At 67.1% G+C, this 26,046-nt stretch carries 26 protein-coding genes and 1 pseudogene; 12 read left to right on the top strand and 15 right to left on the bottom strand.

Annotated features, from left to right (window positions below):
• The first annotated feature begins 133 nt into the window (after positions 1-133).
• Positions 134-1,243 carry a PAS domain-containing protein gene (locus ACFDS3_RS05005; protein ID WP_375261247.1) on the top strand — a complete coding sequence of 370 codons (1,110 nt, stop codon included), beginning with the start codon at positions 134-136 and terminating at the stop codon, positions 1,241-1,243.
• Here ACFDS3_RS05005 and ACFDS3_RS05000 read toward each other — a convergent pair.
• A complete protein-coding gene (locus ACFDS3_RS05000; protein ID WP_375261246.1) occupies positions 1,240-2,016 on the bottom strand; it encodes an EcsC family protein in 777 nt (258 codons plus the stop codon). The genes ACFDS3_RS05005 and ACFDS3_RS05000 overlap by 4 nt on opposite strands.
• On the bottom strand, positions 2,013-2,522 hold the full coding sequence (locus tag ACFDS3_RS04995) for a GNAT family N-acetyltransferase (protein WP_375261245.1): 510 nt from the start codon (positions 2,520-2,522) through the stop codon (positions 2,013-2,015). The genes ACFDS3_RS05000 and ACFDS3_RS04995 overlap by 4 nt, the downstream gene beginning before the upstream one ends.
• 71 nt (positions 2,523-2,593) lie before the next feature.
• Between ACFDS3_RS04995 and ACFDS3_RS04990 the strand changes: the two genes are divergently transcribed.
• On the top strand, positions 2,594-3,199 hold the full coding sequence (locus ACFDS3_RS04990) for a flavin reductase family protein (RefSeq protein ID WP_375261244.1): 606 nt from the start codon (positions 2,594-2,596) through the stop codon (positions 3,197-3,199).
• A 41-nt stretch (positions 3,200-3,240) separates the two neighbouring features.
• On the opposite strand, the gene ACFDS3_RS04985 is transcribed toward ACFDS3_RS04990, so the two are convergent.
• A complete protein-coding gene (locus tag ACFDS3_RS04985) occupies positions 3,241-5,199 on the bottom strand; it encodes a bifunctional 2',3'-cyclic-nucleotide 2'-phosphodiesterase/3'-nucleotidase (protein WP_375261243.1) in 1,959 nt (652 codons plus the stop codon).
• A 79-nt stretch (positions 5,200-5,278) separates the two neighbouring features.
• Here ACFDS3_RS04985 and ACFDS3_RS04980 point away from each other — a divergent pair, with 79 nt between their 5' ends.
• From ACFDS3_RS04980 to ACFDS3_RS04955, 6 genes are all read left to right on the top strand, one after another.
• Entirely contained in the window at positions 5,279-6,280 is a 1,002-nt protein-coding gene (locus ACFDS3_RS04980) for an NAD(P)-dependent alcohol dehydrogenase (RefSeq protein WP_375261242.1), read from the top strand.
• Positions 6,281-6,376: 96 nt separating this feature from the next.
• Complete coding sequence (locus tag ACFDS3_RS04975; protein ID WP_375261241.1) at positions 6,377-7,249, top strand: S-methyl-5'-thioadenosine phosphorylase; 873 nt, start codon at positions 6,377-6,379, stop codon at positions 7,247-7,249.
• Between the two features lie 63 nt (positions 7,250-7,312).
• Complete coding sequence (locus tag ACFDS3_RS04970; RefSeq protein ID WP_375261240.1) at positions 7,313-7,855, top strand: adenine phosphoribosyltransferase; 543 nt, start codon at positions 7,313-7,315, stop codon at positions 7,853-7,855.
• A gap of 4 nt (positions 7,856-7,859) precedes the next feature.
• Entirely contained in the window at positions 7,860-8,531 is a 672-nt protein-coding gene (locus ACFDS3_RS04965) for a type 1 glutamine amidotransferase (protein ID WP_375261239.1), read from the top strand.
• Positions 8,528-9,883 carry a glutamine synthetase family protein gene (locus ACFDS3_RS04960; RefSeq protein ID WP_375261237.1) on the top strand — a complete coding sequence of 452 codons (1,356 nt, stop codon included), beginning with the start codon at positions 8,528-8,530 and terminating at the stop codon, positions 9,881-9,883. The genes ACFDS3_RS04965 and ACFDS3_RS04960 overlap by 4 nt, the downstream gene beginning before the upstream one ends.
• A 98-nt stretch (positions 9,884-9,981) precedes the next feature.
• The gene (locus tag ACFDS3_RS04955) at positions 9,982-11,217 is read left to right on the top strand and encodes a multidrug effflux MFS transporter (RefSeq protein WP_375261236.1); all 1,236 of its coding nucleotides are present in this window, start codon (positions 9,982-9,984) and stop codon (positions 11,215-11,217) included.
• On the opposite strand, the gene phaR is transcribed toward ACFDS3_RS04955, so the two are convergent.
• The 3 genes from phaR to ACFDS3_RS04940 form a co-directional block, all read right to left on the bottom strand.
• Complete coding sequence (gene phaR, locus ACFDS3_RS04950; RefSeq protein WP_375261235.1) at positions 11,214-11,771, bottom strand: polyhydroxyalkanoate synthesis repressor PhaR; 558 nt, start codon at positions 11,769-11,771, stop codon at positions 11,214-11,216. The two genes, ACFDS3_RS04955 and phaR, sit on opposite strands and share 4 nt — an antisense overlap.
• Positions 11,772-11,901: 130 nt before the next feature.
• A complete protein-coding gene (locus tag ACFDS3_RS04945) occupies positions 11,902-12,357 on the bottom strand; it encodes a Phasin (protein WP_375261234.1) in 456 nt (151 codons plus the stop codon).
• A 265-nt stretch (positions 12,358-12,622) separates the two neighbouring features.
• Positions 12,623-14,416, bottom strand: a complete 1,794-nt coding sequence (locus tag ACFDS3_RS04940; RefSeq protein WP_375261233.1) for a PHA/PHB synthase family protein — start codon at positions 14,414-14,416, stop codon at positions 12,623-12,625.
• A gap of 143 nt (positions 14,417-14,559) precedes the next feature.
• On the opposite strand from ACFDS3_RS04940, the gene phaZ reads away from it, so the two are divergent.
• Positions 14,560-15,888: a polyhydroxyalkanoate depolymerase gene (gene phaZ, locus ACFDS3_RS04935; RefSeq protein ID WP_375261232.1), complete on the top strand. Its 1,329-nt coding sequence runs from the start codon at positions 14,560-14,562 to the stop codon at positions 15,886-15,888.
• 36 nt (positions 15,889-15,924) lie between these two features.
• On the opposite strand, the gene ACFDS3_RS04930 is transcribed toward phaZ, so the two are convergent.
• Genes ACFDS3_RS04930 through ACFDS3_RS04920 form a run of 3 tightly spaced genes read right to left on the bottom strand, consistent with a single transcriptional unit; the run spans position 15,925 to position 18,906 of the window.
• Complete coding sequence (locus ACFDS3_RS04930) at positions 15,925-16,893, bottom strand: alpha/beta hydrolase (RefSeq protein ID WP_375261231.1); 969 nt, start codon at positions 16,891-16,893, stop codon at positions 15,925-15,927.
• Positions 16,884-17,618, bottom strand: a complete 735-nt coding sequence (locus tag ACFDS3_RS04925; RefSeq protein WP_375261250.1) for an alpha/beta hydrolase — start codon at positions 17,616-17,618, stop codon at positions 16,884-16,886. The genes ACFDS3_RS04930 and ACFDS3_RS04925 overlap by 10 nt, the downstream gene beginning before the upstream one ends.
• Positions 17,619-17,637: 19 nt before the next feature.
• Positions 17,638-18,906 carry an MFS transporter gene (locus ACFDS3_RS04920; RefSeq protein WP_375261230.1) on the bottom strand — a complete coding sequence of 423 codons (1,269 nt, stop codon included), beginning with the start codon at positions 18,904-18,906 and terminating at the stop codon, positions 17,638-17,640.
• A 158-nt stretch (positions 18,907-19,064) separates the two neighbouring features.
• Here ACFDS3_RS04920 and ACFDS3_RS04915 point away from each other — a divergent pair, with 158 nt between their 5' ends.
• Entirely contained in the window at positions 19,065-19,529 is a 465-nt protein-coding gene (locus ACFDS3_RS04915; protein ID WP_375261229.1) for a DUF4174 domain-containing protein, read from the top strand.
• A gap of 6 nt (positions 19,530-19,535) precedes the next feature.
• On the opposite strand, the gene ACFDS3_RS04910 is transcribed toward ACFDS3_RS04915, so the two are convergent.
• The 5 genes and pseudogenes from ACFDS3_RS04910 to ACFDS3_RS04890 all read right to left on the bottom strand — a co-directional run bounded on the left by ACFDS3_RS04910 (position 19,536) and on the right by ACFDS3_RS04890 (position 23,938).
• A complete protein-coding gene (locus ACFDS3_RS04910) occupies positions 19,536-20,462 on the bottom strand; it encodes an ornithine cyclodeaminase family protein (protein WP_375261228.1) in 927 nt (308 codons plus the stop codon).
• 59 nt (positions 20,463-20,521) lie between these two features.
• Positions 20,522-21,357: pseudogene (locus ACFDS3_RS04905) on the bottom strand (metal ABC transporter permease).
• Positions 21,354-22,208 (bottom strand): metal ABC transporter permease, encoded by an 855-nt coding sequence (locus ACFDS3_RS04900; RefSeq protein ID WP_375261227.1) that lies wholly within the window; start codon positions 22,206-22,208, stop codon positions 21,354-21,356. Before ACFDS3_RS04900 ends, ACFDS3_RS04905 begins: the two are co-directional and overlap by 4 nt.
• Entirely contained in the window at positions 22,205-23,008 is an 804-nt protein-coding gene (locus ACFDS3_RS04895; RefSeq protein WP_375261226.1) for a manganese/iron ABC transporter ATP-binding protein, read from the bottom strand. Before ACFDS3_RS04895 ends, ACFDS3_RS04900 begins: the two co-directional genes overlap by 4 nt.
• Positions 23,009-23,011: 3 nt before the next feature.
• Positions 23,012-23,938 carry a metal ABC transporter substrate-binding protein gene (locus ACFDS3_RS04890; protein WP_375261225.1) on the bottom strand — a complete coding sequence of 309 codons (927 nt, stop codon included), beginning with the start codon at positions 23,936-23,938 and terminating at the stop codon, positions 23,012-23,014.
• A gap of 88 nt (positions 23,939-24,026) precedes the next feature.
• On the opposite strand from ACFDS3_RS04890, the gene ACFDS3_RS04885 reads away from it, so the two are divergent.
• Both ACFDS3_RS04885 and gph read left to right on the top strand, forming a co-directional pair.
• A complete protein-coding gene (locus ACFDS3_RS04885; RefSeq protein ID WP_375261224.1) occupies positions 24,027-24,461 on the top strand; it encodes a Fur family transcriptional regulator in 435 nt (144 codons plus the stop codon).
• On the top strand, positions 24,461-25,105 hold the full coding sequence (gene gph / locus ACFDS3_RS04880; RefSeq protein ID WP_375261223.1) for a phosphoglycolate phosphatase: 645 nt from the start codon (positions 24,461-24,463) through the stop codon (positions 25,103-25,105). Before ACFDS3_RS04885 ends, gph begins: the two co-directional genes overlap by 1 nt.
• Here the strand turns inward: gph and ACFDS3_RS04875 are convergent.
• Positions 25,102-25,977 carry a DMT family transporter gene (locus ACFDS3_RS04875; protein WP_375261222.1) on the bottom strand — a complete coding sequence of 292 codons (876 nt, stop codon included), beginning with the start codon at positions 25,975-25,977 and terminating at the stop codon, positions 25,102-25,104. The genes gph and ACFDS3_RS04875 overlap by 4 nt on opposite strands.
• Between the last annotated feature and the right edge of the window lie 69 nt (positions 25,978-26,046).

The following is a 26,046-nucleotide window of genomic DNA, read 5'->3' as shown; positions in this document are numbered from 1 at the left end:
CCCTCAATGCCTGGCTGACCGATACGCTGAACCGGGGTTACTGACCCCCGCATCAGCGGTGGTCGGACCCCGCGCGGCTTGCAATTCCTTGGCCAAACCGTCGAAATACGTCATCTGAATTTAGGAAGGCGCCATGCAAGACACGTCGACCGCGAGCGATACGCTCGAGCTGAGCATCGGAGGCTATCCGATCTCGATGGTGCTGACCGACCCGAACCTTCCGGACAACCCGGTCGTCTTCGTCAACGAGGCGTATGAACGGCTCACGCTATATCCTTCATCCGAGGTCATCGGACAGAACTGCCGGTTCATGCAGTGCGAGGGCACCGACCCCGGAACGGTGCGCGAGCTGAGCGAAGCGATCGCCGCGGAACGCGAGGTGAGCGTCGAGATCCTGAACCGCAAGGCCGACGACACGACCTTCTGGAACCGTCTCGTCATCACGCCGCTGCGCAGCGACACCGGCCAGACGCGCGTGTTCCTGGGCATCCTGACCGAGATCGAGGACCCCGACACCCGCGACGCCGCCGACATCATCGGGGATGACAGCCGCGAGATGCTGCGCGAGTTGCAGCACCGGATCAAGAACCACCTCGCGATGGTCGTCAGCCTGATCCGGCTGCAGTCGCGGCGCGAGGTAACCAAGGAGTCGTTCGAGGCGCTGAGCCACCGTATCCAGAGCCTCGCCCTGCTCTACGAAGAGCTGTCGCCGCAAGGCTCGGCCCAGTCCGGTGCGAGCACGCTGCGCGGGGGCGCCTATATCAGCCGCGTCGCCACGACGATCGGGGGACTCGAGGGGCGCCCGTCGATCAGGCTGAACGTGCATTGCGACGAGGTCGAGCTGAGCGTGGATGCCGGCGCGCGCCTTGGCATGATCCTGACCGAGTTCATCACCAACGCCTTCGAGCACGCGTTCGACGGGCGCGATTCGGGGCTGGTCGAGGTCCGCCTGACCCGGACCTCCGGCGACATGGTGCGCCTGCAGGTCGAGGATGACGGGATCGGCCTGCCCGAAGGGTCGAACTGGCCCGACAACGCGCCCAGTCTGGCGAACCGGGTCGCCGAGGCCGCGGAGGGCGACGAGCCTCTCGACACGCGGGGCAGCAAGCGCAAGTCCGGCTCGGGCGGCAGCATCGTGCGCACGATGGTCAAGACGCTGGGCGGCGACCTGCAGGTGTCGAGCTCGCCCAACGGGACCATCGTGACTGTGGATTTCCGTGCCGACGCGAGCGGTGGAAACTAGAGGCCGATCTCGCGCGGGGGCTTCACCCTGAGGCGGAATTCGCGCAGCAGCGTGTCCACGTCGGTGCCACTGTCCCTGGCCAGGGCGCGCAGGCCGAAATAGACGCGCGCCATCTCCTGATAGTAGCTGGTGAAGGCGTAGTTCGTCGCCGCACCCGCCGCCGCACCGATGACCGGGACGGCCTGCGCGGCCAGCTTCTGGCCCAGCACGGTCGCAAGGCGCGGCGCGACTCGCGCGATTACGCCGTGGACTGCCGGCCCCGACAGCGCGATGCGCGTGGCGAGGAAGGCCATGTCGGTGCCGTCATCGCGGGACAGCGGGCCGGCGGCGGCGAAAACCTGGATGCACTGCGCCCGCACGACCGGGTCGTCCACTTCGAAGCCAAGGTCGTCCGCGATCCCCTGGATCGCGCGCAAAAGCACCGTCGTCGTCACCGGAAGTTCGGCCAGCGCGGTGGACAGCCCTCCTGCCCCGCCGACCGCGCCCATCGCGGTGGTCGCGACAGTGTTCAGCCAGTCGGGCCGGTCGGCGACTCGCCCACGCGAGAACTGCGCGGCGTTGAACGCGGTTTCCAGCGCGCGGCGCGTCGCCCGGTCCAGCCCCTCGCGGACGGACATGGGCAGGCGACCCAGCAGATCCTCGGTCTGGCCACCGATGAGGCTGAGGACCTGCATCCCGACGCCATCGGCGGTGCGGAAGCGGCGGGCCAGCTTGTCCAGCTCGGCGGCGGTCTCGGGCGACATCTCGTCGTATTCGGCGGGTGTGGTGCTCATGCCCGCATAGATGTGGCGCCGACCGCATCTTTCCAAGACGTCACGGGTCCCGATATCCCGGTCCATGCGGCGGGAACCAGCTCCAGCCCCAGAACGCGGTCGGGATTTGTGGGCGGCGGCATTTCAACCCCGTCGAGCCGTTCGAACCCGAACCGCCGGTAATAGGGCGCGTCGCCGACCAGCATGACCCGCGCATGGCCCAGCCCCGCGGCGCGGCCAAGGCTCGACTGGATCAGAAGCGCCCCGAGCCCCTCGCCCTGCCGCGTCGGGTGGACCGCGACGGGACCCAGCAGCAGCGTCGGGGCGCCGCCCACGCGGACAGGCCAATAGCGGATCGCGCCGCCGACGATGCCGCTTTCGTCGCGCGACACGAGGCACAGGGGCGTCACGGGCTTCACCCCGTCGCGCAATCGGTACGATGACAGAAGCTCGCGCCCGGGCGCGAAGCTGAGGTCGTAGAGGGTTTCGACCTCCCACCGATCATCCGGCCGCTCGATCTTGAGCATCCGCGCTTCCCCCAATGACTGGCGCGCCGCGTAGCACGACGCTAGACCCTCGGCAAACCGAAGGAGTTCCCATGTTCTACCGCCCCGAGGACGGCCACGGCCTGCCGCACAACCCGTTCAACGCCATCGTCTCGCCCCGGCCCATCGGCTGGATCTCGACCCGGGGCGCGGACGGGTCCGAGAACCTCGCGCCCTATTCCTTCTTCAACGCGGTCGCCTACACGCCGCCGCAGGTGGTGTTTGCCTCGACCTCGGCCAAGCCCGACCGGGGCGACACGAAGGACACTGTGGCCAACATCCGCGAGACGGGCGTGTTTTGCTGCAACGTGGTGTCGTCAGCGCTGAAGGATGCGATGAACCAGAGTTCGGGGCCGTGGGGGCGCGAGACGGACGAGTTCGCCCATACGGGGCTGGAGCGTGCCGAGTGCGAGACCATCGCCTGCCCGCGCGTGGTCGCGGCGCCGGCGAACCTGGAATGCCGGATGACGCAGATCATCCAGATCGAGGGCGCGAACAACTTCCTCGTGCTCGGCACCGTGACCGGCGTCCATATCCGCAAGGATGCGCTGAAGGATGGCCGGTTCGACGTGGTGTCGTTCCGGCCGGTCTCGCGCCTTGGCTATCGCGACTATGCCGAAGTGACCGAGGTCTTCGAGATGCCGCGGCCGGGCGAGTAGCCTGAGGGGCGGCGCCGGAATGCCAGCGCCGCCCGTTCCAATCAGAGCGTGATGCGGTAGCGGAAGAAGCCCTCTTCGGCCTCGCCCAGCGGTTCGATGTTCACGCCTTCGACCTGGTCGGCATAGCGCACGCCAAGGGGGCCGGTGTCGAACAGGACGGTCGTGCCCTCGAGCGGGGCGAAGGTCCAGTTGGCGTCGGCGGACGGCGTGACCGTGCCCTGGTCCACGATGTAGCGCACGATCACGTCGCGGTTGGTGTCGGGCGCCTCGAACACGGTCGTCGAGCCATCGGCGCCGGGGAAGTGGCCGCCGCCGCCCGCGCGATAGTTGTTGGTGGCGACGATGAACTCCTGGTCCTCGTCGATCGGTGCGCCCGCGAACATCAGGTTCTTGATGCGGTTCGCGTCCGGGTTCACCACCTCGCCCTCGGCGCCGTATTTCGCGGGTTCGCTGAGGTCGATCTGGTATTCGACCCCGTCGATCACGTCGAAATTGTAGGACGGGAAGTCAGGGTTCAGAAGCTTCTGATCCTTCTCGCCCGGCGTGATCCGGTTGAACATGCCCGCGCTGCGCTCGAGCCATTCGCGCACGGTCGCGCCGTCGATCCTCACCGCGCGGACCGTGTTCGGGTAGAGATACAGGTCTGCCACGTTCTTGATCGCGATGTCGCCGGGTTCGACGTCGGTGTAGTAGTCGGGGCCGCCCCGGCCGCCGGCCTTGAAGGGTGCCGCGGCGGACAGGATCGGCAGGCCCTCATGCTCGGTGCCGGCCATCATCTGCTCGATATACCAGCGCTGCGCGTTCGACACGATCTGCACCGAAGGATCGTCGGCCACCAGCGCGAAGTAGCTGTGTAGCGGCGCGTCCGTCTTGCCCACGGCGCGGCGCACGTAGTCGAGCGTCGCCTCGTGCTCTTCCTCGGTCGCGTCGAGCACGGCCGGAACGCTTCCGACCGTCGGCTCGATCGAGCGATCCTCGCCGCGCAGGTAGATCGGGCGCGCCTCGACCTCGGCGCTCGCCACGGTCCAGCCGGTATCGGTGCGTTCCAGCATCAGGTCGATCAGGCCCATATGCGAGCCCCAGAAGCCTGCCATCACCGCCGGCTTGCCGTGGATCGTGCCGGCCTCGGCATCCACGCCCTCGGCGCCTTCGTAATCGGGACCGGGGAAGACGCGGTGGTGGTGGCCGGTCATCAGAACGTCGATGCCATCAACGGCCGCCAGCGGAACCGAGGCATTTTCCATCATCGGCTCATGCTCGGCCGGACCGATGCCCGAGTGGCTGAGCGCCACGATGATGTCGGCGCCCTCGGCCTTCATCTGCGGGACGTAGGCCTTCGCCGTCTCGACGATGTCGCGGACCTCGACCTTGCCTTCAAGGTGACTGCGGTCCCACTGCAGGATCTGCGGCGGCACGAAGCCGATCAGGCCGACGCGGATCGGGTGCGTTTCGCCCGCGCCGTCGGTGACCATCGTGTCGAGGATGATGTAGGGCGGCACAAGCGTCTCGTCCTGCGTCGGGTTCTGGCCCAGCCTGGTCGCCACGTTCGCCGAGACGACGGGGAAGTTCGCGCCCGCGACGGCTGCCAGCAGGAACGGCAGGCCGTAGTTGAATTCGTGGTTGCCCAGCGTCGAAGCGTCGTAGCCGAGCGTGTTCATCGCCTCGATGACCGGGTGCATCTGGCCATCTTCCATGCCGCGCTCGTAGGCGACCCAGTCGCCCATCGGATTGCCCTGCAGGAAGTCACCGTTGTCCAGGAGCAGTGCGTTCGTCGCTTCGGACCGCACACCTTCGATCAGCGACGCGGTGCGCGCGAGGCCCAGCGTGTCGACCGCCTCGTCGGCATAGTAGTCGTAGGGCCAGACATGGACGTGGATGTCGGTCGTCTCCATCAGGCGCAGGTGCGCCTGGTTGGCCTGCGCGCGGAGCGAGAACGGGTGCAAGGCAGCGGCCGCCCCCGAGGCGGCAAGGAACGAACGTCGGGACAGGCGGATGGTCATGCTGGAACTCCTCTCAAGCGCGGACGCTTCCTAAGGTGCCACCCATGACATCCCGATGACAGAGGGAAACGGAGATCCCATGAAAGCCATATGCTGCGTCGCCCCCGGCGGCCTCGATCAGCTGACACAATCCGACATCCCGGACGCCCCCGATCCCGGACCGGGCGAGATCCGCGTGCGCCTGCGTGCCTCATCCCTGAACTTCCACGACTACGGCGTCGCCGCGGGTCTGATGCCCACAGAGGACGGTCGCATTCCGCTGGCCGACGGCGCCGGAGAGGTCGAGGCGGCGGGCGACGGCGCGCCGTTCGCCGTCGGCGACCGGGTCGTGTCGACCTTCTTCCCCGACTGGGCCGACGGGCCACCGCCGATCGCGGACTTCTCGACCACGCCCGGCGACGGCGTCGACGGCTATGCGCGTGAATACGTCACCCGTCCCGCGCGCTACTTCACGAAGGCGCCTGAGGGATGGTCCCACGAAGAGGCCGCGACGATCACCACAGCCGGTCTGACCGCGTGGCGCGCGCTGGTGGTCGATGGCGGGCTGAAGGCGGGCGACGACGTGCTGGTGCTGGGCACCGGCGGCGTGTCGATCTACGCGCTGCAGATCGCGCGGGCCATGGGCGCGCGGGTCTTCGCGACGTCTTCGTCCGACGAGAAGCGCGCGCGGTTGGAAGAGATGGGCGCCACCGCCACCGTCAACTACAAGGAGACGGAAGACTGGGGCGCCGAGATCGCGCGTCTTTCCGGCGGGGGCGTGGATCATGTGATCGAGGTCGGCGGCCCGGTGACGCTGGCGCAGTCGATCCAGGCCTGCCGCATCGGCGGCCACATGGCGCTCATCGGCGTGCTCACCGGGCGGTCGGGCGAGATCCCGACCGCGGCCATGATGGCCAAGCACCAGCGCCTGCAGGGGCTGATCGTCGGCTCGCACGCGATGCAGAACGACATGGTCCGCGGCATGGAGACGACGGGCATCCGCCCCGTGATCGACCGGACCTTTGCGCTGGCCGAGCTGGCGGACGCGTTCCGCCACGAGGAGTCGGGCCAGCACTTCGGCAAGATCGGCGTCACGATCTGACGCACCCGCCGGACCCCGCGAAGGGGTCCGGCAATTCGCTCTTTTCCTTTGGCCGTGCCCCCGCCATCTTCCGGCCTGACCGGACAGGGGGCAGAAATGGGCAGAATCGCGATCATCGGCGGATCGGGCATCTACGACATGGAGGGGCTCGAGGATGCCCGCTGGCAGACGATCGAGACTCCGTGGGGCGACCCGTCGGACAAGATCCTGACCGGGCGGCTCGGCCAGACCGAGATGGCGTTCCTGCCCCGCCACGGGCGCGGGCATGTCCATTCGCCCACCACCGTGCCTTACCGGGCGAATATCGACGCGCTGAAGCGGCTCGGTGTGACGGACGTGATCTCGATCTCGGCCTGCGGGTCGTTCCGGGACGAGATGGCGCCCGGCGACTTCGTGCTGGTGGACCAGTTCATCGACCGCACCTTCGCGCGCGAAAAGTCGTTCTTCGGCACCGGCTGCGTCGCACACGTCTCTGTCGCGCATCCCGTCTGCGATCGCCTGCGCAAGGCTGCGAAGACGGCGGCGGCCGAGGCGGAGATCGGCCTGCATGACGGCGGCACGTACCTGTGCATGGAAGGGCCGCAATTCTCGACCATGGCCGAATCCAGGCTCTACCGCGACGTCTGGAACTGCGACGTGATCGGGATGACCAACATGCCCGAGGCCAAGCTCGCCCGCGAGGCCGAGCTCTGCTACGCCTCGATCGCCATGATCACCGACTACGACAGCTGGCATCCCGGCCACGGCTCGGTCGACATCACCGACATCATCGCGACCCTCAAGGGCAACGCCGAAAAGGCGCGCGCGCTGGTCCGGGCCCTTGCGGCGGCGCTGGAAGGCGGCCATCCCGACTGCCCGCATGGATGCGACCGCGCGCTCGACCATGCGATCATGACGCGGCCCGAAGAGCGCGACCCCGACGTGGTGGCCCGGCTCGACGCGGTGGCGGGGCGCTTGCTTGGCCTCTAGCGCTTGGCGCGGGGCGGACCATGCGCTAGGTCCGCCCCGCAACTGCCCGCCCGGAGACACGAGATGAGCCAGCAGAAGAAGACCGTCCGCGACTACATCCGGACGATCCCGGATTTCCCGCAGCCCGGCATCATGTTCCGGGACGTGACGACGCTGTTCGCGGACCCGCGGGGCTTTCGCATCTGCATCGACCAGCTGCTCGACCCGTTTGCCGACCAGCGCTTCGACAAGGTGGCGGCGCTGGAATCGCGCGGCTTCATCATGGGCGGGGCGATTGCACACCAGTTGAACGTGGGCTTCGTGCCGATCCGCAAGAAGGGCAAGCTGCCCGGTTCCACGATCAGCGAGGAATACGTGCTGGAATACGGCTCGGCCACGATGGAGGTGCACGACGACGCCTTCAAGCCGGGCGAGCGGGTGCTGCTGGTCGATGACCTGCTGGCGACCGGCGGCACCGCAGGGGCCGGCGTGAAGCTGTGCGAGCGGCTGGGTGCCAAGATCGTCGGCTGCGCCTTCATCATCGACCTTCCCGACCTCGGCGGGCGCAAGCGGCTGGAGGACATGGGCCTTCGGGTCGAGTCGCTTTGCTCTTTCGAGGGCGAGTGACCCCATGCTGATCGGCCTTCTGCAGTGCGGGGCGACGCCCGAGGCGCTTTCGGCGAAGTTCGGCGATTATCCACAGCTTTATGCACAGCTTCTGGGCCCCGGTTTCGAGTGGCGCGTGTTCCGCGTGTTCGAGGGCGACGTGCCCGACAATTCTGACCTCTGCGACGGCTGGCTGGTCTCGGGCTCGCGCCACGGCGCGTATGAGGGGCACGACTGGATCGAGCCCCTGGAGCGGCTGATCCGCGCCATCCACGGGCGGCGCCCGCTGGTCGGGATCTGCTTCGGCCACCAGATCATCGCGCAGGCCATGGGCGGCCAGGTCGAGAAGTTCGGCGGCGGCTGGTCGGTCGGCCGCCGCGCCTATGACTGGCAGGGCGAGACGGTCCATCTGAACGCCTGGCACCAGGACCAGGTGATCGAGCCCCCGGCGGGGTTCGACACGATCCTGACGAACGACTTCACCACGCATGCCGGCCTGTCCTGCGGAAAAACACTGACGATTCAACCGCATCCCGAGTTCGGTGCCGGCTTCATCGGCGGGCTGATCGAGCAGGTCGGTCGTGGGCGGGTGGACGACGACCTGCTGCAAGAAGCCGAAGCCGGACTGAGCGAACCGACCGACAACGCGATGACGGGCGAACGCCTTGCCGCCTTCTTCCGGGAGAACGCGCCATGAGCGATTGGCTCGACCAGGCACCCGAAGCGGTGCGCCTCTACCTTGACGGACAGCGCCCGGAAGAGATCGAGTGCATCGTATCGGACCTGCCCGGCATCGCACGCGGCAAGGCGATGCCGGCGGGCAAGTTCGCCCGGCAATCGCGGTTCTTCCTGCCGCGCACGATCTTCCACCAGACGATCACCGGCGGCTGGGCCACCGTCCCCGTTCCCGAGGACGCAACCGAGCCCGACATGATCCTGACGCCGGATTATTCCACAGCCACGGCCGCGCCGTGGACGGCGGACCGGACGCTTCAGGTGATCCACGACATGGAGCTGCAACAGGGCGGCCCGGTTCCCGCCGCCCCCCGTAATGTGCTGAAGCGCGTCGTCGCCGCCTATGCCGACCGCGGCCTGACCCCCGTGGTAGCGCCCGAGATGGAGTTCTACCTCGTCGCCCGCAACACCGACCCCGGGCAAGCGATCGAGCCGATGATCGGCCGCACGGGGCGCGCAGCGGCGGCGCGGCAGGCGTACTCGCTATCGGCCGTGGACGAGTACGGCGGCGTGATCGACGACATCTACGACTTTGCCGAGGCGCAAGGCTACGAGATTGACGGCATCACGCAGGAGGGCGGCGCCGGGCAACTCGAGATCAACCTGCGTCACGGCGACCCGATCAAGCTCGCCGACGAGGTCTTCTTCTTCAAGCGGCTGATCCGCGAGGCTGCGTTGCGCCACGGCTGCTTTGCGACCTTCATGGCCAAGCCGATCGAGAACGAGCCGGGCTCGTCCATGCATATCCACCACTCGGTGCTGGACGGAAACGGCCGCAACATCTTCTCGGGCCCCGACGATGAAGAGACGGACGCCTTCCGCCACTTCATCGGCGGGTTGCAGCACCACCTGCCCTCGGCCACGGCGCTGCTGGCGCCCTACGTCAACAGCTACCGCCGCTATGTGAAGGAGTTCGCCGCCCCGGTGAACCTGGAGTGGGGCCGCGACAACCGGACGGCGGGCCTGCGCATTCCGGTGGCCGAGCCGCAGGCGCGGCGGGTCGAAAACCGCATCGCCGGGATGGACTGCAACCCCTACCTTGGCATCGCGGCGTCGCTGGCCTGCGGCCTTCTGGGGATGGACGAGCAGCGCGCCCCCGGCCCCGAATGCAAGGGCGACGCCTACAACAGCGACGAGGGCGTGCCGCGGGGGCTGTTCGATGCACTCGAACTGTTCGACGATGCACATGTCCTGCACGAGTTGCTGAGCCCGGACTTCGCGCAGGTCTATTCCGTGGTCAAACGCACGGAATACGACGAATATCTGCAGGTTATCTCTCCTTGGGAGCGCGAGCACCTGCTCATCAACGTCTAGGGCTTGCGCTCCACGCATGGCTGCCATGCCGGGGCCCGTCATTGACGCATAGCGAAAATGGGTGAAGTGGGGACGATCCACCCCGAGAAGGAACCGCGATGACCGTGGCCAGCAACTCCGACACGCCTACGGGCCCTGCCCTGTCCTATGTCGAATTCGTCGCCATGATCGCGTTCCTCATGGCGCTGAACGCGGCGGCGATCGACATCCTTGTGCCGGCCCTGACGACGATCGGTGAGAGCTACGGCATTGGCGATTCGAACGCGCGGCAGTTCGTGATCACCTCCTATGTGCTGGGCTTCGGTGCGGCGCAGGTCGTCTACGGACCGCTGGTGGACCGGTTCGGACGAAGGCCAATCCTGATCGCAGGCCTACTCATCTACATGATCGGCGCGTTCGGATCGGTCTGGGCGCCGAGCTACAATGCACTCCTGGCCATGCGCCTGGTTCAAGGCATCGGCGCGGCGTCGACCCGCGTGGTGGCGACGGCGCTGGTGCGCGACCGGTTCGAGGGCGCGCGAATGGCCAGCGTGATGTCGCTGGTCATGATGGTCTTCATGATCATGCCGATCGTCGCCCCCAACATCGGTGCTCTGGTCCTCGCCTTCGGGGACTGGCATGAACTTGGCATCGTGATGGCCCTGTTCGGGGTGGTGGCGCTCGTCTGGACAGCGATCCGACTGCCCGAGACGCTCGACCCCGCAGACCGTCGGCCGCTGACAGGCAAGGGCGTGGCCGAGGCGTTCCGCATCGTGGTGTCGAACCGGATGGCCGCAAGCTATACCGCCGCGATGGCCGCCTTCTTCGGCGTGCTCTTCGCCTTCATCAACCAGGCCGAGCAGATCTACACGCGCACCTACGGCCTGGGGGAGAGCTTCACCCTGTATTTCTCGCTCGTGGCTGGCTTCATGGCAGCGTCGAGCTTCGCCAACTCGCGGCTGACCCGCCGCTTCGGCGTCCGGCGCCTGTCGCAGACGGCGCTGGTGGCCTTCATAATCCTTGGAGGAATCCATCTCGGGCTGGCGATCGCCTTTGGCGGCGCGACGCCATTTCCGCTGTTCATGGTGATGTTCATCATGACGATGTGCTGCTTCGGCTTCGTCCCGCCGAACCTGAACGCGCTGGCCATGCAGCCGATGGGCCATGTCGCCGGCGTCGCCTCGGCGGTCTTGGGATGCGCGCAGACCTTGGGCGGCGGCATTCTGGGTGGCGCGGTGGCCTACCTCTACGACGGGACACTCGTGCCGCTGCTGAGCGGCTTCCTCGGCCTATCGATCCTCGCGCTGGCCCTCGTCGCCGTGGCCGAGCGCGGGCGGTTGTTCCGGGACGATTAACCGTTCATCTTGCTGAGGACGGCCTGCATCTCGGCCAGCTGGCGGCGGATCTCATCAAGTTCCGCCTCCTTCTTTTCGACCTCCTTCACGGGCACCGTCGACCCCGCCTCGGACGCGGTCGAACCCGCTGCGGCCGACCAACCGCCGGTCATCGCCTTCAGGAACGCCTCTTGCTGCTTCTGCATGGCGCCGAAAGCCGGCACGGCGGCCATCGGGCCCATCATGTTGGCCTGCCCCTTGCGCAGCATGTCAAACGACATCTGCAGGAACTGGGGCACGACCGAGTTGGCCTGCGTGGTGTAGGAGCGGACGAGATCCGTCAGCACCTCGATCGGCAGGACGCTTTCACCCTTCGATTCGTGCTCGGCCACGATCTGCAAAAGATACTGACGGGTCAGGTCGTCGCCCGACTTCAGATCGATCACCTTGATGTCCCGGCCGTCGCGGATGAACCCGGCGATGTCCTCGAGCGTGACATAGTCACTGGTCTCGGTGTTGTAGAGCCTGCGGCTCGCGTAGCGCTTGATCAGAAGCGGTTTTTGATCTTGCGGCATGGCGTTGCCTCCCATGCGTCTCGTGTCTCACGGTTGAGCGTATGCGCGTGAATTACAAAAAGAAAGGGCGGACCGAAGTCCGCCCTGCCTCACGCCGCCGGGGAGGGATACGCGACGTTTTTCGAGTAGTTCACTTGGCCGGGGCCGGGGTCTTGCGCGCGGTGGCGCTTGCTTCGCCGGTGGCCTTCTTGGCGGCGTTGGTCAGGTCCTCGGACACGTCCTTGCCGGCGGCGAGCATCAGCTCGACCGTTTCCATCTGCACCTTCTTCGCGACTTCGGCGAACATCGCCATCGTCTCGGCGGTCATCTCGGCCTGAGCCGAGGCGAAGTCGGTCAGCGCCTTGCCGTAATCGGCCGGCTCGTCACGGACGACCGTGGCCGAGTTCATGCGCTTCAGGGTGTCCTGGGTCCACTTGGCCGAAATCTCGGTCGACTTCTCGGCGGCTTCGATCGCGACCTTCGACATCTTCTCGCCGAAGCTGGCGTAGGACCTGAATGCGTCCTGGTAGGCCGACATGTCGGAGGGAACCGATGCCATCATCTCTTGCATCATCTTGGTGTAGTCGGTGGTTGTCTTGGTCGCCATTATCTATCGCTCCAATGAATTCTTCAGTCAGTGCGGTACGGGTGGGCGTTGGGTCGCCCCTGTTGTGTTGTAACACAAATATGGCGCTGCAGTGCGGCATTGCAAGCGCGATTTCTGCGCTGCGGCAAAAAAAGTTCCGTTGGGGCAACTTGCCCTCAGAGGCAGTTTCACCCGCTTGATGCCGAATCATGCAGCAGGATGCCTGCGCTGCGGGCGCCAACAGACCGCCCCCGGGCGCGTCATGTTTGCGCCCGCAGCATGGCAGTCAGAGCTTGGGAACCTCTGTCACATAGGTACCGGGGGCGTCGCAGAGGCCGTTTTCCGGCTGGCGCGCCGCAACCATGCGACCCGAGCGCTTCGCCAGCCATTCGCCCCAGCGCATCCACCAGGTGCCGGCGTGGAACTCGGCCGCGGCCTGCCATTCTTCGGGCGTGCCGTCCCATTTGCCGTTCGTGTAGTGGCCGTACTTCTTCTTGGACGGCGCGTTCACGATGCCCGCGATGTGCCCTGATTCAGACAACAGGAAAGTCTTGGATCGCGCGCCCATCTTCTGGATCCCGCGATACGAGCTTTTCCAGGCGGCGATGTGATCGGTTTCGCATGCGACGGCGATCAGCGGCACCTTCACATCCTTGAGCGTCACCGTCTCGCCCAGCACCTCGAACCCGTCGGTGGCCAGCTTGTTCTCCTGGCATAGGCCGCGCAGGTACTCGATCGCCATGTCGCGCGGCAGGTTTGTGCCATCCCCGTTCCAGAACAGCAGGTCGAAAGCGGGCGGCGTCTCGCCCATCATGTAGCTGCGGATCGCGGGGCGGTAGATCAGGTCGTTCGACCGCAAGAACGAAAAGGTGCGGCTCATGTAGAAGCTGTCGAGGTAACCCTTGCGCGTCACCTCTTCCTCGATCCCGTCCACGAAGTCGTTGTCGAGGAAGACGCCCACCTCGCCCTGGTCCGAAAAGTCAGTCAACGTCGTGAAGAAGGTCGCGGACTTCACGCTCTTGTCGCCGCGCTTGGACATCAATCCCAGCGTCAGCGCCAGCGTCGTCCCCGCGATGCAGTAGCCGACTGCGTTGACCTGCTCTTCGCGGGTGATCGACTTTACCTGGTCTATCGCCTCGAGAAACCCTTCGGAGACGTATTCGTCCATGCCGACCTCGGCATAGTCCGGACCGGGGTTCTTCCAGCTGACGACGAAGAGGGTGAAGCCCTGGCTGACGATCCAGCGGATCAAGCTGTTCTGCTCGCGCAGGTCCAGGATGTAGAACTTGTTGATCCAGGGCGGAAAGATGACGAGCGGGGTCTTGTGGACCTGCTCGGTCGTCGGCGCGTACTGGATCAGCTCGAACAGGCGGTTGCTGTAGACCACCTTCCCCGGCGCGGTGGCGAGGTCCACGCCTACGGTGAAGGCATCGGGATCTGCCAGCGTAACGACAAGCTCGCCCCCATTGCGCTCTAGGTCGCGCACGAGGTTCTCGAGCCCGTCGACAAGGCTCTTTCCCTCGGTTTCGATCGCGCGCGAAAGCGCCTCGGGGTTGGTCCCGAGGAAGTTCGTCGGGCTCATCATGTCGACGATCTGCTGGCTGAAGAAGTCGAGCCGTTTCTTGTCGCGCTCGGCCAGCCCCTCGACCGAGGCGACGGCATTGCGCACCAGTTCGGCGTTCATCAGGTATTGCTGCTTGAGGTAGTTGAACATCGGATGACGTTCCCACACCTCGTCGGTGAAGCGCGTGTCCGACCCCGTCTCGTCCGGCGGCGGAGAGAAATCACCGTGCATGAGCCGCGACTGCGCCTCGACATAGTGGGTCAGCGTCTTGCCCCAGTAGTCGACCTGCGCCTGCATGATCTTGGCGGGGTTCTCCATCATCTCGCGCATGAAGGCGAGGCCGGCCTTGGCATAAAGCTCTTGCGCGGGACCTTGCAGCGATGCGGGGACCTGCCGCTTGTTCGCCATGACCGCCGCCAGCCGCGCGGACAGGACTTCGAGCCGGGCCAGGTTCTTGGCCATCGCCTCGGAATATTGCGCAACATTTGTATCGGTTTCGTGATCCTTCGTTGCCATGGACCCCTCCCGTCCTTTATTGCTGCATGGCAGCAGGCTCTGCTGCGGCCGCTCGGACCCTACCGGGCGTCGTCGTCCACTCGTGTGACCCTAGCAGAGCCGAGCGCGAATTAAATAGCGGGCCCGGTTTTGAAGGAGCCTTCATGTACAACATGTTCGCCTACGATTTCACGGAAACGATGCGGGTCACGAACCAGTGGCTCGGGGCTTCGGCACAGGCGCTGGGGTCGTACCCGGTGCACGGGCTCGCGCCGAATCCCATGTTCCGGTTGCTCTCGGCCTGGGGCGACGTGACCGAGCGCAGCTTCGACCGGATGGTCGCGCGGCCCGATTGGGGGATCGATACGGTCGTCGGCGAGGATGGTCGCGACCACGTCGTTCAGGTCGAAAAGGTGATGAGGCGCGATTTCGGCGACCTCATCCGGTTCCGCGTGCAGGGCCGCCGCGAGAGCAAGCGCAAGGTGCTGATGGTGGCGCCCATGTCAGGCCACTATGCGACGCTCATGCGGTCGACCGTGACCTCGCTGCTGCCCGATTGCGAGGTCTATGTCACCGATTGGCACAATGCGCGCGACATCCCGGTCTCGGCCGGGAAGTTCGATATCGAGGACTACACCCGCTACGTGATCGACTTCGTGCGCGAGCTTGGCCCCGACACCAACCTCGTCGCCGTCTGTCAGCCCGTGCCGCTGGCGCTTGCCGCGGTGGCATGGCTGGCCGAGCACGAGCCTGCGGCGCAGCCTGCCACGATGACGCTGATCGGCGGGCCGGTGGACCCGGACGCCCACGCGACCGACGTGACCGATTTCGGCCGGCGCGTGACGATGGGCCAGCTCGAGCACCTTGTGATCCAGCGGGTCGGCTTCAAACATGCGGGCGCGGGGCGGCAGGTCTATCCGGGATCGCTGCAGCTGGCCTCGTTCATCTCGATGAACCTCGACACGCACGCCGCCGCCTTCCGCGACCAGATCATGAGGGTGGCGAAGGACGAGGCCGGCGACCACGACCGGCACAACAAGTTCTACGACGAGTATCTGGCCGTGATGGACATGACGGCCGAGTTCTATCTTTCGACGGTCGAGAGGGTCTTCAAGAACCGCGAGATCGCCCGAAACGTGTTCGAGATCGACGGGCAGCGGGTCGACATCTCCAAGATCAAGGACGTGGCGACGATGATCGTCGAGGGCGAGAAGGACGATATCTCGGCGCCCGGCCAGTGCCTCGCCGCAATCGACCTTCTGACGAACCTGCCGGCCAAGAAGGCCCGGACGCATCTCGAACCCAACGCCGGCCATTTCGGGATCTTCGCCGGCCGCGCCTGGCGTGATAACATCCGGCCGCTGGTTCTGGACTTCATCGACAGCAACGCCGGTCGTCCGGCGACGCGCCGTCCGGCCAATGCCAATGGCGAAGCAAATAATGGCGTCGTCGACAAGCCCGCGCCCACCGGCAGCGGCCCGACCCCGATCTGAGCGGACGCCCCGCTATACAGCGGGGCGCCTCCGACGTCAGATACTTCCCATCCAGTCGAGGATCCTGGCGACCACGTCCGCGGTCGCGGCGGGGCTGAGGATGTCGCCCGCAAGCACGTGGTTCATCGGGTCGATCCCCTCGCCCGGCTCGATCTCCATCACCGTAACCGGACCGCCCCACTCGGCCATCTCCGCCCGAATCGCGGACGGACGCACGACCTCGTCCTCTTCGGAATAGATCAGCAGGACCGGCGCATCGGCGGCCGAGAGGTCCAGCTTGCGGGCGCGGGCGACGGCGGCCTGCATCGGGATCGCCGCCACGGTCGGATAGCTCTCAGTCCAGTAGCGGGCGTGAAGCTCGTTCACCGGCTCGAACTCCCGGGTCTCGCCCGCGATCAGCGGCAACCACCAGTCCGCGAACGGCCACGTTAGCACCTGTGCCGCCCGGTTCTGCAGCCCGAAATTGGGCGAGATCATCACGTGCGCATCGATCCTCCCCGAAGTCACCGGGTCGGCGGCCGCAATGGCCGCCAGCGTCGCGCCCGTCGAGGTCGAGATCGCCAGAATCCGGTCGCCGATCCGTTCACCTACGGCGATCGCCTCGGCGATGTCGCGGCCCCAGCCGGCCGTGGTGGCGTTGTACATGGCATCGGCATCCCGGCCATGTCCCTGGAACCGGGTGTAATACACATTGGCACCCAGCGCCTGGGCGATCAGTTCGGGCACCGGTCGGATCTCTTCCGACGAGGCGGAGAAGCCGTGCAGGTAGACGACGGCCCAGTCCGTACGGGCCCCACGTTCCCCCGCCCAGACGACACGCTTCTGCGTGCCCTCGACGATTCCCTCGGACCGCGCCTCGCGCTTCTCGAGGTAGAACGTGACATCGCGCCCGATATCGATGGCCTCGGACGACGGCAGGCGCCGCATCTCGGCGCCCGGTACGTAGTAATAGACGCCCGCAGCCGCGGCGATGAGCAGACAGACGACGGCTGCGATCAGACGCACGCGAGCACCTCCTCAACAGTCCGTTCGATCAGCTTGAGGCAGGCATCGTCAGAGAATCGATGGTCCGCCCCCTTCACGAAGGTCAGCCGCACGTCGCCCTCGAGGTGGTCCAGGAGCCGCAGGGCGGTGTCGCGGCTGACATCGGCATCGGCGGTCCCCTGCAGCAGGCGCACGGGGCCAAATGGAGTTACGGGATCGCGCAGGACGAGGTTCTCGCGCCCGTTCTCGATCAGGCGGCGCGTGATGAGGTAGGGCTCGCCATAGTCCGACGGCAGGTTGATGCGGCCTATGTCCGCCAGCTCGGCCCGCTGGGCCTCGTCGAAGCCGGCCCACATGCTGTCCTCGGTGAAGTCGGGTGCCGCGGCGATCCCGACGAGGCCGACCACACGGTCGATCCGGCGTGCGACCAGCAGCGAGATCCAGCCACCCATGGACGAGCCGACCAGCACCACCGGGCCCTCGGTCAGGGTCTTGATCGCCTCGACCGCGTCCTCGGCCCAGTCACCGATGGAGCCGGCCTCGAACGTCTCGGACGACGCGCCATGGCCGGAGTAGTCGAAGCGCAGGAAGGCCTGTCCGGCGCTTCGTGCCCAGCCTTCCAGGTGCACCGCCTTGGTGCCGTTCATGTCGGATTTGAACCCGCCGAGAAAGACGACCCAAGGCCCTTTTCCCGCCGTGCGATGGTAGGCGATGCGCCGCCCGGTACTGGTATCGAGATGCTCCATGTTCTGGACCGTCACGCGCCTACTCGACCTCGTCAAGCCGGATCGCGAGCAGGCAGGCCGCCGCCGACATCGCGGCAAAGAGCCAGAGCGTGACGTTCGGCCCCGCCAGCGACGCCAGCGCCCCGAAGAGGCCCGATCCCAGCAGCACGACGCCGATGACGGCGTTCGCCACGGCCGTGTAGGCCGCCCTGCGGCCATCCGGCGCCATGTCCACAAGATAGGTCGACCGCCCCTGCCGAACACCGTCATAGGCGATCATCAGCACGAACAGCGCCAGCGGCAGGGCCCACCACGTCCCCGACACGCCCATCGCGGCAAAGACGAGGGCCAGAATCACTCCGACGGCTCCCAGGGCACCCGACGCCATCAGCACCTGCCGCGACGATCGGTCCGCCAGTCGCCCCCACACATAGGCCGACAGGAAAGATGCCGCGGACGAGGCAAGGATCAGCGCGCCGAGCCGGTCAAACGCCCCCTCACCGGGCGAAAGAAGGATCAGGTAGGGCGGCGCCAGAGCCGTGGCAGTCAGAAACCCGCGCACCACGATGAAAAGCCGCAACTGCGGGTCCTCGCGGATCAGGGCAAGCTGGGCCCACGGCGCCCCCTCTCTCTTGCCGGGGCGGGCCTCCTCCTCCAGTGTCGCGAAGAAGGCCGCCGCGGCAATCCACAGCGCCGCCGCGAGGGACAGCGCCGCGATGGCGAGGCCGAACCGCGCCTCTCCGCCCAGGACGAGGATCAGCGCGAAGGCAATCACGCCGATGCTGGCGACCGACGCCGCCAGCCCCGACGCCGTTCCCCGCCGCGACGCACCCACCGTTTTCCCCAGAAGATCCTTGATCGTGACCGAGCAAACCGACCGCGCGATCGCGAGGATTGCCAGAAGGGTGCAGATCGCGACGCCCGCCGCGGCCCCCTCGAACGTCAGCCCCGCCAGCACGATGCCGGCACAGGCCAGTCCTTGGACGAGGCTGCCAGCCGCCCACGCCCATTTGCGCCGGGCGAGCGCCTGAAGGCGCGGGGCGACGACGATCTGCGGAAGCAGGGCGAGGCTCTCGCGGATCGGCACCAACAGGCCCACGAAGACGCTGCCCGCGCCAAGGTGGGTCAGAAGCCACGCGAGGATCAGCTTGGGTGACAGCAGCCCGTCGGCGAGCTTCGTCATGGCGAGCGCGCCCGCGTGGCGCACGAAGGCGCCCGCTTCGACCTCGTGCGCCGCCGGAGACAGACCGCCGGGACTGGTCGTGTCGTGGGTCAGCGCCTCGAACAGCCTCGTTTCGAATCGTCTCACTCACTCTGCCCTTGCTACCGCTCTGCCTCGCCGGATCTAGGGCGCAATGCTGTCCCGGCCCTTGTTGAACCTCGAAAACGCGTGCCCGCGACGTTGTGATCGCAACCGAGCGCCTCGCAGGTCTTCGCGAAGGGGCGGCGAAGCCCTACATTCCCCACATGATCAAGCGTTTCATCCTGCCTGTCCTGCTTTCTCTGCTTCCGCTCCTCGTCGCGCCCCTTGCCGCGCAGGAGGCCGAGGACCCCGTTTCGCGCTGGCAGGAGGACCCGACGACGGTTTTCGACGCGTCCGAGGTCGACCTCGATGATTTCCTCTGGATCGCGCGCCCGGTCGTGGTGTTCGGTGACGCGCCGCAGATGCCGGCCTTCCAGGAACAGATGGAGCGAATTGCGGATCGCGCCGACGATCTTGCCCGGCGTGACGTGGTCGTCATCACCGATACCGACCCCGATACGCTGAGCGACGTCCGCCGCCGCCTGCGGCCGCGGGGTTTTCAGCTGACCGTTCTCGGCAAGGATGGAGAAGTGTCGCTGCGCAAGCCCTTCCCCTGGGACGTCCGCGAGATCACCCGATCGATCGACAAGATGCCGATGCGCCAGCGCGAGATGCGCGAGGGCAGCTGACGCCGCTCAGGCCACCAAGGCGATGTAGCGCGCGACCATCAGGTCAAGATGTGCGCCGCCGCCGTTCTTGAACACCGTGATCTCGTCGTCCGATCTGCGCGCCGCACCGCCGGGAACGAGGTCGTAGAAGTCGCCCCGCAGGTCGTCCGGGGTGATGACGCCGGCCGCAATCGGGATGCTCAGTTCGCCGATGTGGGCCAGCGCCGTCTCGCGGCTGTCCACGAACAGCGTCCCGCCCGAGATCAGCGCGTCGTCGGCCTCGCGCATGTCGGGCTTGAAGGCGCCGATCAGGTCGACATGGGTTCCCGGCGCGATCCATTCGCCCTTCAGGATCGGCTCTTTCGCCATCGTGGCGGTCGAGATGATGTCGGCGCGCGCCGCCGCCTGCGGCAGGTTGTCCACCGCGGCCACCGCAGCCGAGCGGGACGCGAATTCGTCTGCCAACGCCTCGGCCTGCGCCGTCCGGCGGGCCCAGATCGAGATCCGCTCGAGCGACGGGAATGCGGCGCCGTAGGCCAGGATCAGGCTGCGTGCGACGGTCCCTGCGCCGACGATCAGCAGCTCGGCTGGATCGGGACGAGCGAGCAGGCGGGCACCGAGGATCGAGTCGCCGGCCGTCTTGAATTCGGTGACGAGGCGGCTGTCGACGATCGCCTCAAGGCGACCGTCATCGGGCGCATAGACAAACATCGCCCCCTGCACGGTCGGCAGGCCGCGCGCCGCGTTGCCTGCGAAAACGGTAATCGACTTCACGCCATAGCCCAGTCCCTCGATGTAGGCGCCGCGGGTCAGGAGGGTCCCGTCCGGCGGACCGAGGAACAGGTCGCCGATCTCGGCCCGGGGGCGCATGTGGCCCTCGCGGATCGCCTCCATCGTGTCGGTCCAGGAAAGCCGCGGGCGGGCGTCGTCGTAACGGATGATGCGGGCGTCCAAGATGTCCTCCGTCGCTTTGGCCGCAGTGAGACACGGAGGACTGGGGAATGTCGAGGCGCCTAGGCCGCGGTCGCGCGCGCGCTGCCCCGCAGCACCCGGTTGAGGAACGCCGCGATGAAGAGCGCCGTCAGGACCAGGATCACCGTCGGCGCGGGCGCACTGTCGAGGAAGAAGGACAGGTAGGTCCCGCCCAGCATTGCGAGAATGCACGCCGCCACCGATACCGCCAGCATCCCGCGGAAGGTCCGCGCCGTCAGGAACGCGATCGCGCCGGGCGCGATCAGCAGGCCGATCGCCAGGATCAATCCCGCCGCCGACAGGGTCGCGACGATGGTCATCGACAGCATGGCGAGCATCCCGTAGTGCAGCCACCCCACCGCCAGCCCCGACGCTCGCGCCTGCGCAGGGTCGAACGCGTGGAGCAGCCAGTCGCGCCACTTCAGCAGGATCGCGCCCCCCACCCCGATCGAGATCGCCACGGCGGTCCAGAGTTCCGAGGTCGAGACGCCGAGCATGTTGCCGAACAGGATGTGGTCGAGATGCGCGTTCGTCTCGACCGAGACGAACAGCACGATGCCCACGGCGAACATGCCCGAATAGACGACGCCCATCACCGTGTCCTGCTTGACCCGCGAGTTGCCCGACAAAAAGCCGGTCGCCACGGCGCATCCCATCCCCGCCGCGAAGGCCCCCACGATCAGCGGCAGGCCAAGGACGTAGGCCAGCAGATCCCCGGCAGGACCGCGTGGCTGACTGCGTCGCCCATCAGCGCCCAGCCCTTCAGGACCAGAAAGCACGACAGCAGCGCCGCCGGCACCGACACGACTGCGCCGATCAGGAAGGCGGTCTGCATGAACGGAAACTGGAAGGGGAGGAGCAGGCCGTCAGCGCTCATGCCGCGCCCCTTTCCCGCGCGCCCCGGCGGCGCGCGGCCAGCATCCCGTGCTTGGGCGCAAAGGCAAAGGCGACAAGGAACAGCAGCGTCTGCAGCGTCACGATGATCCCCCCCGTCGCGCCGTTCAGGAAGTAGCTCGCCCAGGCGCCGACGAAGGCGCTGCCTGCCCCGATCGCGACCGAGCACAGGATCAGCCGCGGGAAGCGGTCGCACAGCAGATAGGCGGTGGCGCCCGGCGTCACGACCATGGCAATGACGAGGAACGCGCCCACCGCCTGCATCGCCGCCACCACGCTTGCCGACAGCAACACGAAGAAAGTGGCCTTCAACGCGTTCACGGGCAGGCCGATGCTGCGGGCGTGGGCCTCGTCGAAGAAGGTCACCATCAGGTCCTTCCACTTCGCCGTCAGCACCGCCAGCGACACGAGTCCGATGATCGCCAGCTGCACCGTGTCTCCGGGCGTGATGGCCAGGATGTTGCCCATGGTGATCGTCTGGACCGACACCGCCATCGGGTTCACCGAGATCAGGAACAGGCCCAGCCCGAAGAACGAGGAGAAGATCATGCCGATGACGACGTCGATCTTCAGGCCCGACCGGTTCGCCAGGAACAGCATCGCGGCCGCCGCGAGGCCACCGGACAGGAACGCGCCCAGTGCGAAGGGCAAACCCAGCATGTAGGCCCCCGCCACACCCGGCACGACGGAATGGGACAGCGCGTCGCCGATCAGCGACCAGCCCTTGAGCATGAGGTAGGCGGACAGGAATGCGCAAACCGCCCCGACCAGCGCCGAAACCCACATGGCGTTGGTCATGTAGGTGTAGGAGAATGGTTCGAGCAGGACGCTCATCCCGCAGCCACCGATCGCAAGGCCGCGGGCGTTGCATCGCCCGGAAGGTCGAACCGGCGCAGCACCCCGCCGAACGCGGCCTCGAGATTGGGGCGGGTGAAGACCTCGGCCGTGGGACCCTGGATCAGCACCGTCCCCCGGACCAGCGCGGCCCGGTCGCAGAACTGTGGCACGGCGCCGAGGTCGTGGGTCGAGACGAGCATCACCCGCCCCTCGGCCCGAAGCTCGCGGATCAGCGCGATGATCGCCTCTTCGGTACCCGCGTCGACGCCGGTGAACGGTTCGTCCAGCAGGATCACCTGACCGTCCTGCGCCAGCGCCCGCGCGAGGAAGACCCGCTTGCGCTGGCCGCCCGACAGCTCGCCGATCTGCCGGTGACGGAAGGGTTCCATGCCGACACGGGCAAGGGCTTCATCGACCGCCGCACGGTCCGCTAGTTTCGCCCGGCGCAGGAAGCCCATGTGCCCGTAGCGCCCCATCATCACGACGTCCTCGACGAGGACCGGAAAGCTCCAATCTACCTCCTCGGCCTGCGGCACGTACGACACGAGGTTGCGCCGCAGCGCGTCCCGCACGGGCAGCCCCAGGATGCGGACCCGCCCGGCCGAAAGGGGGACGAAGCCCATGAACGCCTTGAAGAGCGTCGACTTCCCGGCCCCGTTTACCCCAACCAGCGCCGTCACGCTGCCCCGGGGCGCGGCGAGGCTCGCGTGTCGCAGCGCGGTATGGCCGTTGCGATAGGTGACGGTGACGTCCTCGGCCAGAAGGCCCGGCTCCGTCTCAGGGGCAAGGTCGCGCATGGGCTAGCCCTCGCCCCGGGTCAGTCCGTCGGCCACGGTCGTCGCGGTCACGCGGAGCAGGTCGAGGTAGGTCGGCACCGGCCCGTCAGGCTCGGAGAGCGAGTCGACGTAGAGCTGGCCGCCATAGGCTACGCCGGTTTCGCGCGCGACCTGCTGTGCGGGTGCGGTGTTCACGGTGCTTTCGCAGAAGACGACAGGGATGTCGTGCTCGCGCACCCCGTCGATCACCGCGCGGACCTGGCGCGGAGTGCCGATCTGGTCGGCGTTCATCGGCCAGAGGAACAGCTCGTGCATGCCGAAGTCGCGCGCGAGGTAACTGAACGCCCCCTCGCAGGTGACGAGCCACCGCTCATCCTCGGGAAGGCTCTGGATACGGTCGCGCAGGGGCCCGATGGTGCGGTCGAGCGCGTCCTTGTAAGCGGTGGCATTCGCGGCATAGGTCGCGGCGTTCGCGGGATCGCGTTCTGACAGGGCGGCAGCAATGTTGTCGATATAGACGATCGCGTTGTCCGGCCCCATCCAGGCGTGAGGGTTCGGCGCGCCCTCGTACTCGCCCGAGCCGATCGGGATCGGGTCGATTCCTTGGGTCAGCGTAGCCGACGGCACATCCCCGAGATTGTCCAGAAACTGCTCGAACCACAGTTCGAGGTTCAATCCGTTCCACAGGATCAGGTCGGCGTCCGAGGCGCGCACGATGTCCTGCGGCGTCGGCTCGTAGCCGTGGATCTCGGCGCCGGGCTTGGTGATCGACACGATCTCGGCCGCGTCGCCGGCGACGTTTTGCGCCATGTCGGCAAGGACCGTGAAGGTCGTCGCGACCTTCAGCTTCTCGGCGGCCAGCGCGGGCGCCGCGGCAAGGGATGCAGCAAGAAAGAGCGGAAGGCTTCGGATCGGCACGGACCCATCTCCGGCTAAGGACACGACATGCATCTAGGAATGATTTGCAACAGTCAAGCAGTTGCGAATGACTTGCAGGAACGACTTGATGCCGCGGGCGGGCCAATGCAATAGGATGGCCATGTCCGACCCTCATCAACGCGCCCAGGAGCTGACCGATGCGCTCCGCGACAGCGGCATCCGCATCACGCGGCAGCGCAGGCTGTTGCTCCACATCGTGTCGCGGTCGGACGACCACCCCGACGCGGTCGAGTTGCACCGCCGTGCCTCGGAAGAGATGCCGGGGATTTCCCTGTCGACGGTCTACCGGACGCTGACGGCTCTTGAAGAGCACGGCGTGATCCAGCGCCACCAGTTTCAGAACGACATCGCAAGGTTCGAACGCGCGGACGCGGACCACCACGACCACATGATCGACCTCGACAGCGGCGAGGTGGTCGAATTCCACTCCGAGCAGATCGAGCGCCTGCAATCCGAGCTTGCCGCCGATGCGGGCTACGAGATCGTCGCCCACCGGATGGAGCTTTACGTGCGCAAGATAGACAAGGACAACTGATGGCGCGGATCGTCTTCGATCTCGACGGCACGCTGGTGGATTCGGCGCCGGACATCCGCGCCGTGGCGAACTCTGTCCTGGCAGAGGAAGGCCGCCCGCCCCTGTCGATCGAGGAAACGGTCGCCTTCATCGGCGAGGGCACCGCCGTCTTCGTCGCCCGGATGCGCGCCGCCCGCGATATTCCCGATACCGAGCAGGAGCGTCTGCACGCTGCCTTCCTGCCCCGCTACAAGGGTGCGGTCACGCTGACCGAGCCCTATGACGGCGTGATTGACGCCCTGAAGTCGCTCAGGGATGACGGACACAGGCTCGGGCTCTGCACGAACAAGCCCGAGGGTCCGACGGACGCCCTTCTGCGGCATTTCGGATTGCAGGACTTCTTTGCCGTGCGGATCGGCGGCGACAGCATGGCTGCGCGCAAACCCGACCCTGCGCCCCTTCGCGTTGCCTGCGAGGCGCTGGGGTCAGGCCCCTGCCTTTATGTCGGGGACAGCGAGACGGACGCCGAAACGGCCCACCGCGCCGGCGTGCCGTTCCTTCTGTTCACGCGCGGCTACCGAAAGGCCGCGGTAGAGACCCTGCCCCACCGCGCCACCTTCGACGACTGGTCCACGCTGCCGGGCGTCGTCGCCGCGGCGCTCTAGCCGCGGTCGGCCCGGCCGGTGACGACCGCCAGCCCGCCCAGGATCAGCGCGACGCCCAGCGCGCTGCGCAGCGTCACCGGCTCGCCCACCGCGAAAGTGGCGAGCATCCAGGCCGTCACCGGCTCGGCCAGGGCCAGCGTCACGGCAGTCGAGGCCGCAACCCGCGTCAGGCCCCACGTGTAAAGCGCGTAGGACAAGCCGGTCGCCGCCACGCCCAAGAATGCCAGCGCGCCCCACGCCACCGGACCGACGATCCACCCTGTCGGGACCATGACCAGAACCGGCGCCGTGAACAGCGCAGCCACGGTGAAGGTCGCCGCCGCGATGGCGGTGCTGGGGGCGCGGTGACCGATCGCCGAAGTGGCGAGCGAGTAGGACGCATAGGACGCCCCCGCCAGCAGGGCGAGCCCGACTCCCAACAGAGAGTCCGCCGGTCCGCCGCCCGACAGCGACAGGATCGCCACGCCAAGCACCGACACCCCCTGACCCGCCAGCCGGACCGGGCCCGGTCGACGCCTCGCCACGCAAACCTCGTAGAGCGTCGCCCAGATCGGTGCGCTGCCGATAGCCAATGCGGTGCCGACGCCCACGCCAGCCTTCGTGACGGCCCAGAAGAAGAACAGGTTGTAGAGGCCGATGGACAACCCCGCGAAGACGATCCCGCCCCACGGCAGGCGGGCCAGGGCGCGTCGGCTGGCGGGATCGGCCAGCGCCAGCGCAACAAGGGCCAGCGCACCAAAGAGCAGGCGCAGCGCACCGACAGCCAAGGGCTCGCGCCCTGCGGGCAGAAGGGTCTGCACCGTGCCGGTCGTGCCCCAGAGGATTGCCGCCGCGATGACGGCCCCCACCCCGAGGGTTCTATGGGTGACCATGCCTTGCTGCCCCCGCCTCGCGTCCCTCTGGCCGACTGCCACGACCCGCCCCGCCGCGCAACTGACGGC

It is taken from the genome of Palleronia sp. (genome assembly GCF_042089775.1).
Taxonomy (GTDB): Bacteria; Pseudomonadota; Alphaproteobacteria; order Rhodobacterales; family Rhodobacteraceae; genus Palleronia.
Note: the sequence above shows the minus strand (reverse complement) of the source record. Positions and strands in the feature narration are given on the sequence as shown.

Bases quoted from the DNA above. Each gene is read 5' to 3' on its own strand.
- ACFDS3_RS04900 (WP_375261227.1), bottom strand. From the start codon at position 22,208: ATGAGCGTCCTGCTCGAACCATTCTCCTACACCTACATGACCAACGCC.
- ACFDS3_RS04955 (WP_375261236.1), top strand. From the start codon at position 9,982: ATGACCGTGGCCAGCAACTCCGACACGCCTACGGGCCCTGCCCTGTCC.
- ACFDS3_RS04925 (WP_375261250.1), bottom strand. From the start codon at position 17,618: ATGGAGCATCTCGATACCAGTACCGGGCGGCGCATCGCCTACCATCGC.
- ACFDS3_RS04960 (WP_375261237.1), top strand. From the start codon at position 8,528: ATGAGCGATTGGCTCGACCAGGCACCCGAAGCGGTGCGCCTCTACCTT.
- ACFDS3_RS04895 (WP_375261226.1), bottom strand. From the start codon at position 23,008: ATGCGCGACCTTGCCCCTGAGACGGAGCCGGGCCTTCTGGCCGAGGAC.
- ACFDS3_RS04945 (WP_375261234.1), bottom strand. From the start codon at position 12,357: ATGGCGACCAAGACAACCACCGACTACACCAAGATGATGCAAGAGATG.
- gph (WP_375261223.1), top strand. From the start codon at position 24,461: ATGGCGCGGATCGTCTTCGATCTCGACGGCACGCTGGTGGATTCGGCG.
- ACFDS3_RS04985 (WP_375261243.1), bottom strand. From the start codon at position 5,199: ATGACCATCCGCCTGTCCCGACGTTCGTTCCTTGCCGCCTCGGGGGCG.
- ACFDS3_RS04970 (WP_375261240.1), top strand. From the start codon at position 7,313: ATGAGCCAGCAGAAGAAGACCGTCCGCGACTACATCCGGACGATCCCG.
- ACFDS3_RS04965 (WP_375261239.1), top strand. From the start codon at position 7,860: ATGCTGATCGGCCTTCTGCAGTGCGGGGCGACGCCCGAGGCGCTTTCG.
- ACFDS3_RS05005 (WP_375261247.1), top strand. From the start codon at position 134: ATGCAAGACACGTCGACCGCGAGCGATACGCTCGAGCTGAGCATCGGA.
- ACFDS3_RS04890 (WP_375261225.1), bottom strand. From the start codon at position 23,938: ATGCATGTCGTGTCCTTAGCCGGAGATGGGTCCGTGCCGATCCGAAGC.
- phaZ (WP_375261232.1), top strand. From the start codon at position 14,560: ATGTACAACATGTTCGCCTACGATTTCACGGAAACGATGCGGGTCACG.
- phaR (WP_375261235.1), bottom strand. From the start codon at position 11,771: ATGCCGCAAGATCAAAAACCGCTTCTGATCAAGCGCTACGCGAGCCGC.
- ACFDS3_RS04875 (WP_375261222.1), bottom strand. From the start codon at position 25,977: ATGGTCACCCATAGAACCCTCGGGGTGGGGGCCGTCATCGCGGCGGCA.
- ACFDS3_RS04980 (WP_375261242.1), top strand. From the start codon at position 5,279: ATGAAAGCCATATGCTGCGTCGCCCCCGGCGGCCTCGATCAGCTGACA.
- ACFDS3_RS04975 (WP_375261241.1), top strand. From the start codon at position 6,377: ATGGGCAGAATCGCGATCATCGGCGGATCGGGCATCTACGACATGGAG.
- ACFDS3_RS04995 (WP_375261245.1), bottom strand. From the start codon at position 2,522: ATGCTCAAGATCGAGCGGCCGGATGATCGGTGGGAGGTCGAAACCCTC.
- ACFDS3_RS04885 (WP_375261224.1), top strand. From the start codon at position 24,027: ATGTCCGACCCTCATCAACGCGCCCAGGAGCTGACCGATGCGCTCCGC.
- ACFDS3_RS04940 (WP_375261233.1), bottom strand. From the start codon at position 14,416: ATGGCAACGAAGGATCACGAAACCGATACAAATGTTGCGCAATATTCC.
- ACFDS3_RS04915 (WP_375261229.1), top strand. From the start codon at position 19,065: ATGATCAAGCGTTTCATCCTGCCTGTCCTGCTTTCTCTGCTTCCGCTC.
- ACFDS3_RS05000 (WP_375261246.1), bottom strand. From the start codon at position 2,016: ATGAGCACCACACCCGCCGAATACGACGAGATGTCGCCCGAGACCGCC.
- ACFDS3_RS04990 (WP_375261244.1), top strand. From the start codon at position 2,594: ATGTTCTACCGCCCCGAGGACGGCCACGGCCTGCCGCACAACCCGTTC.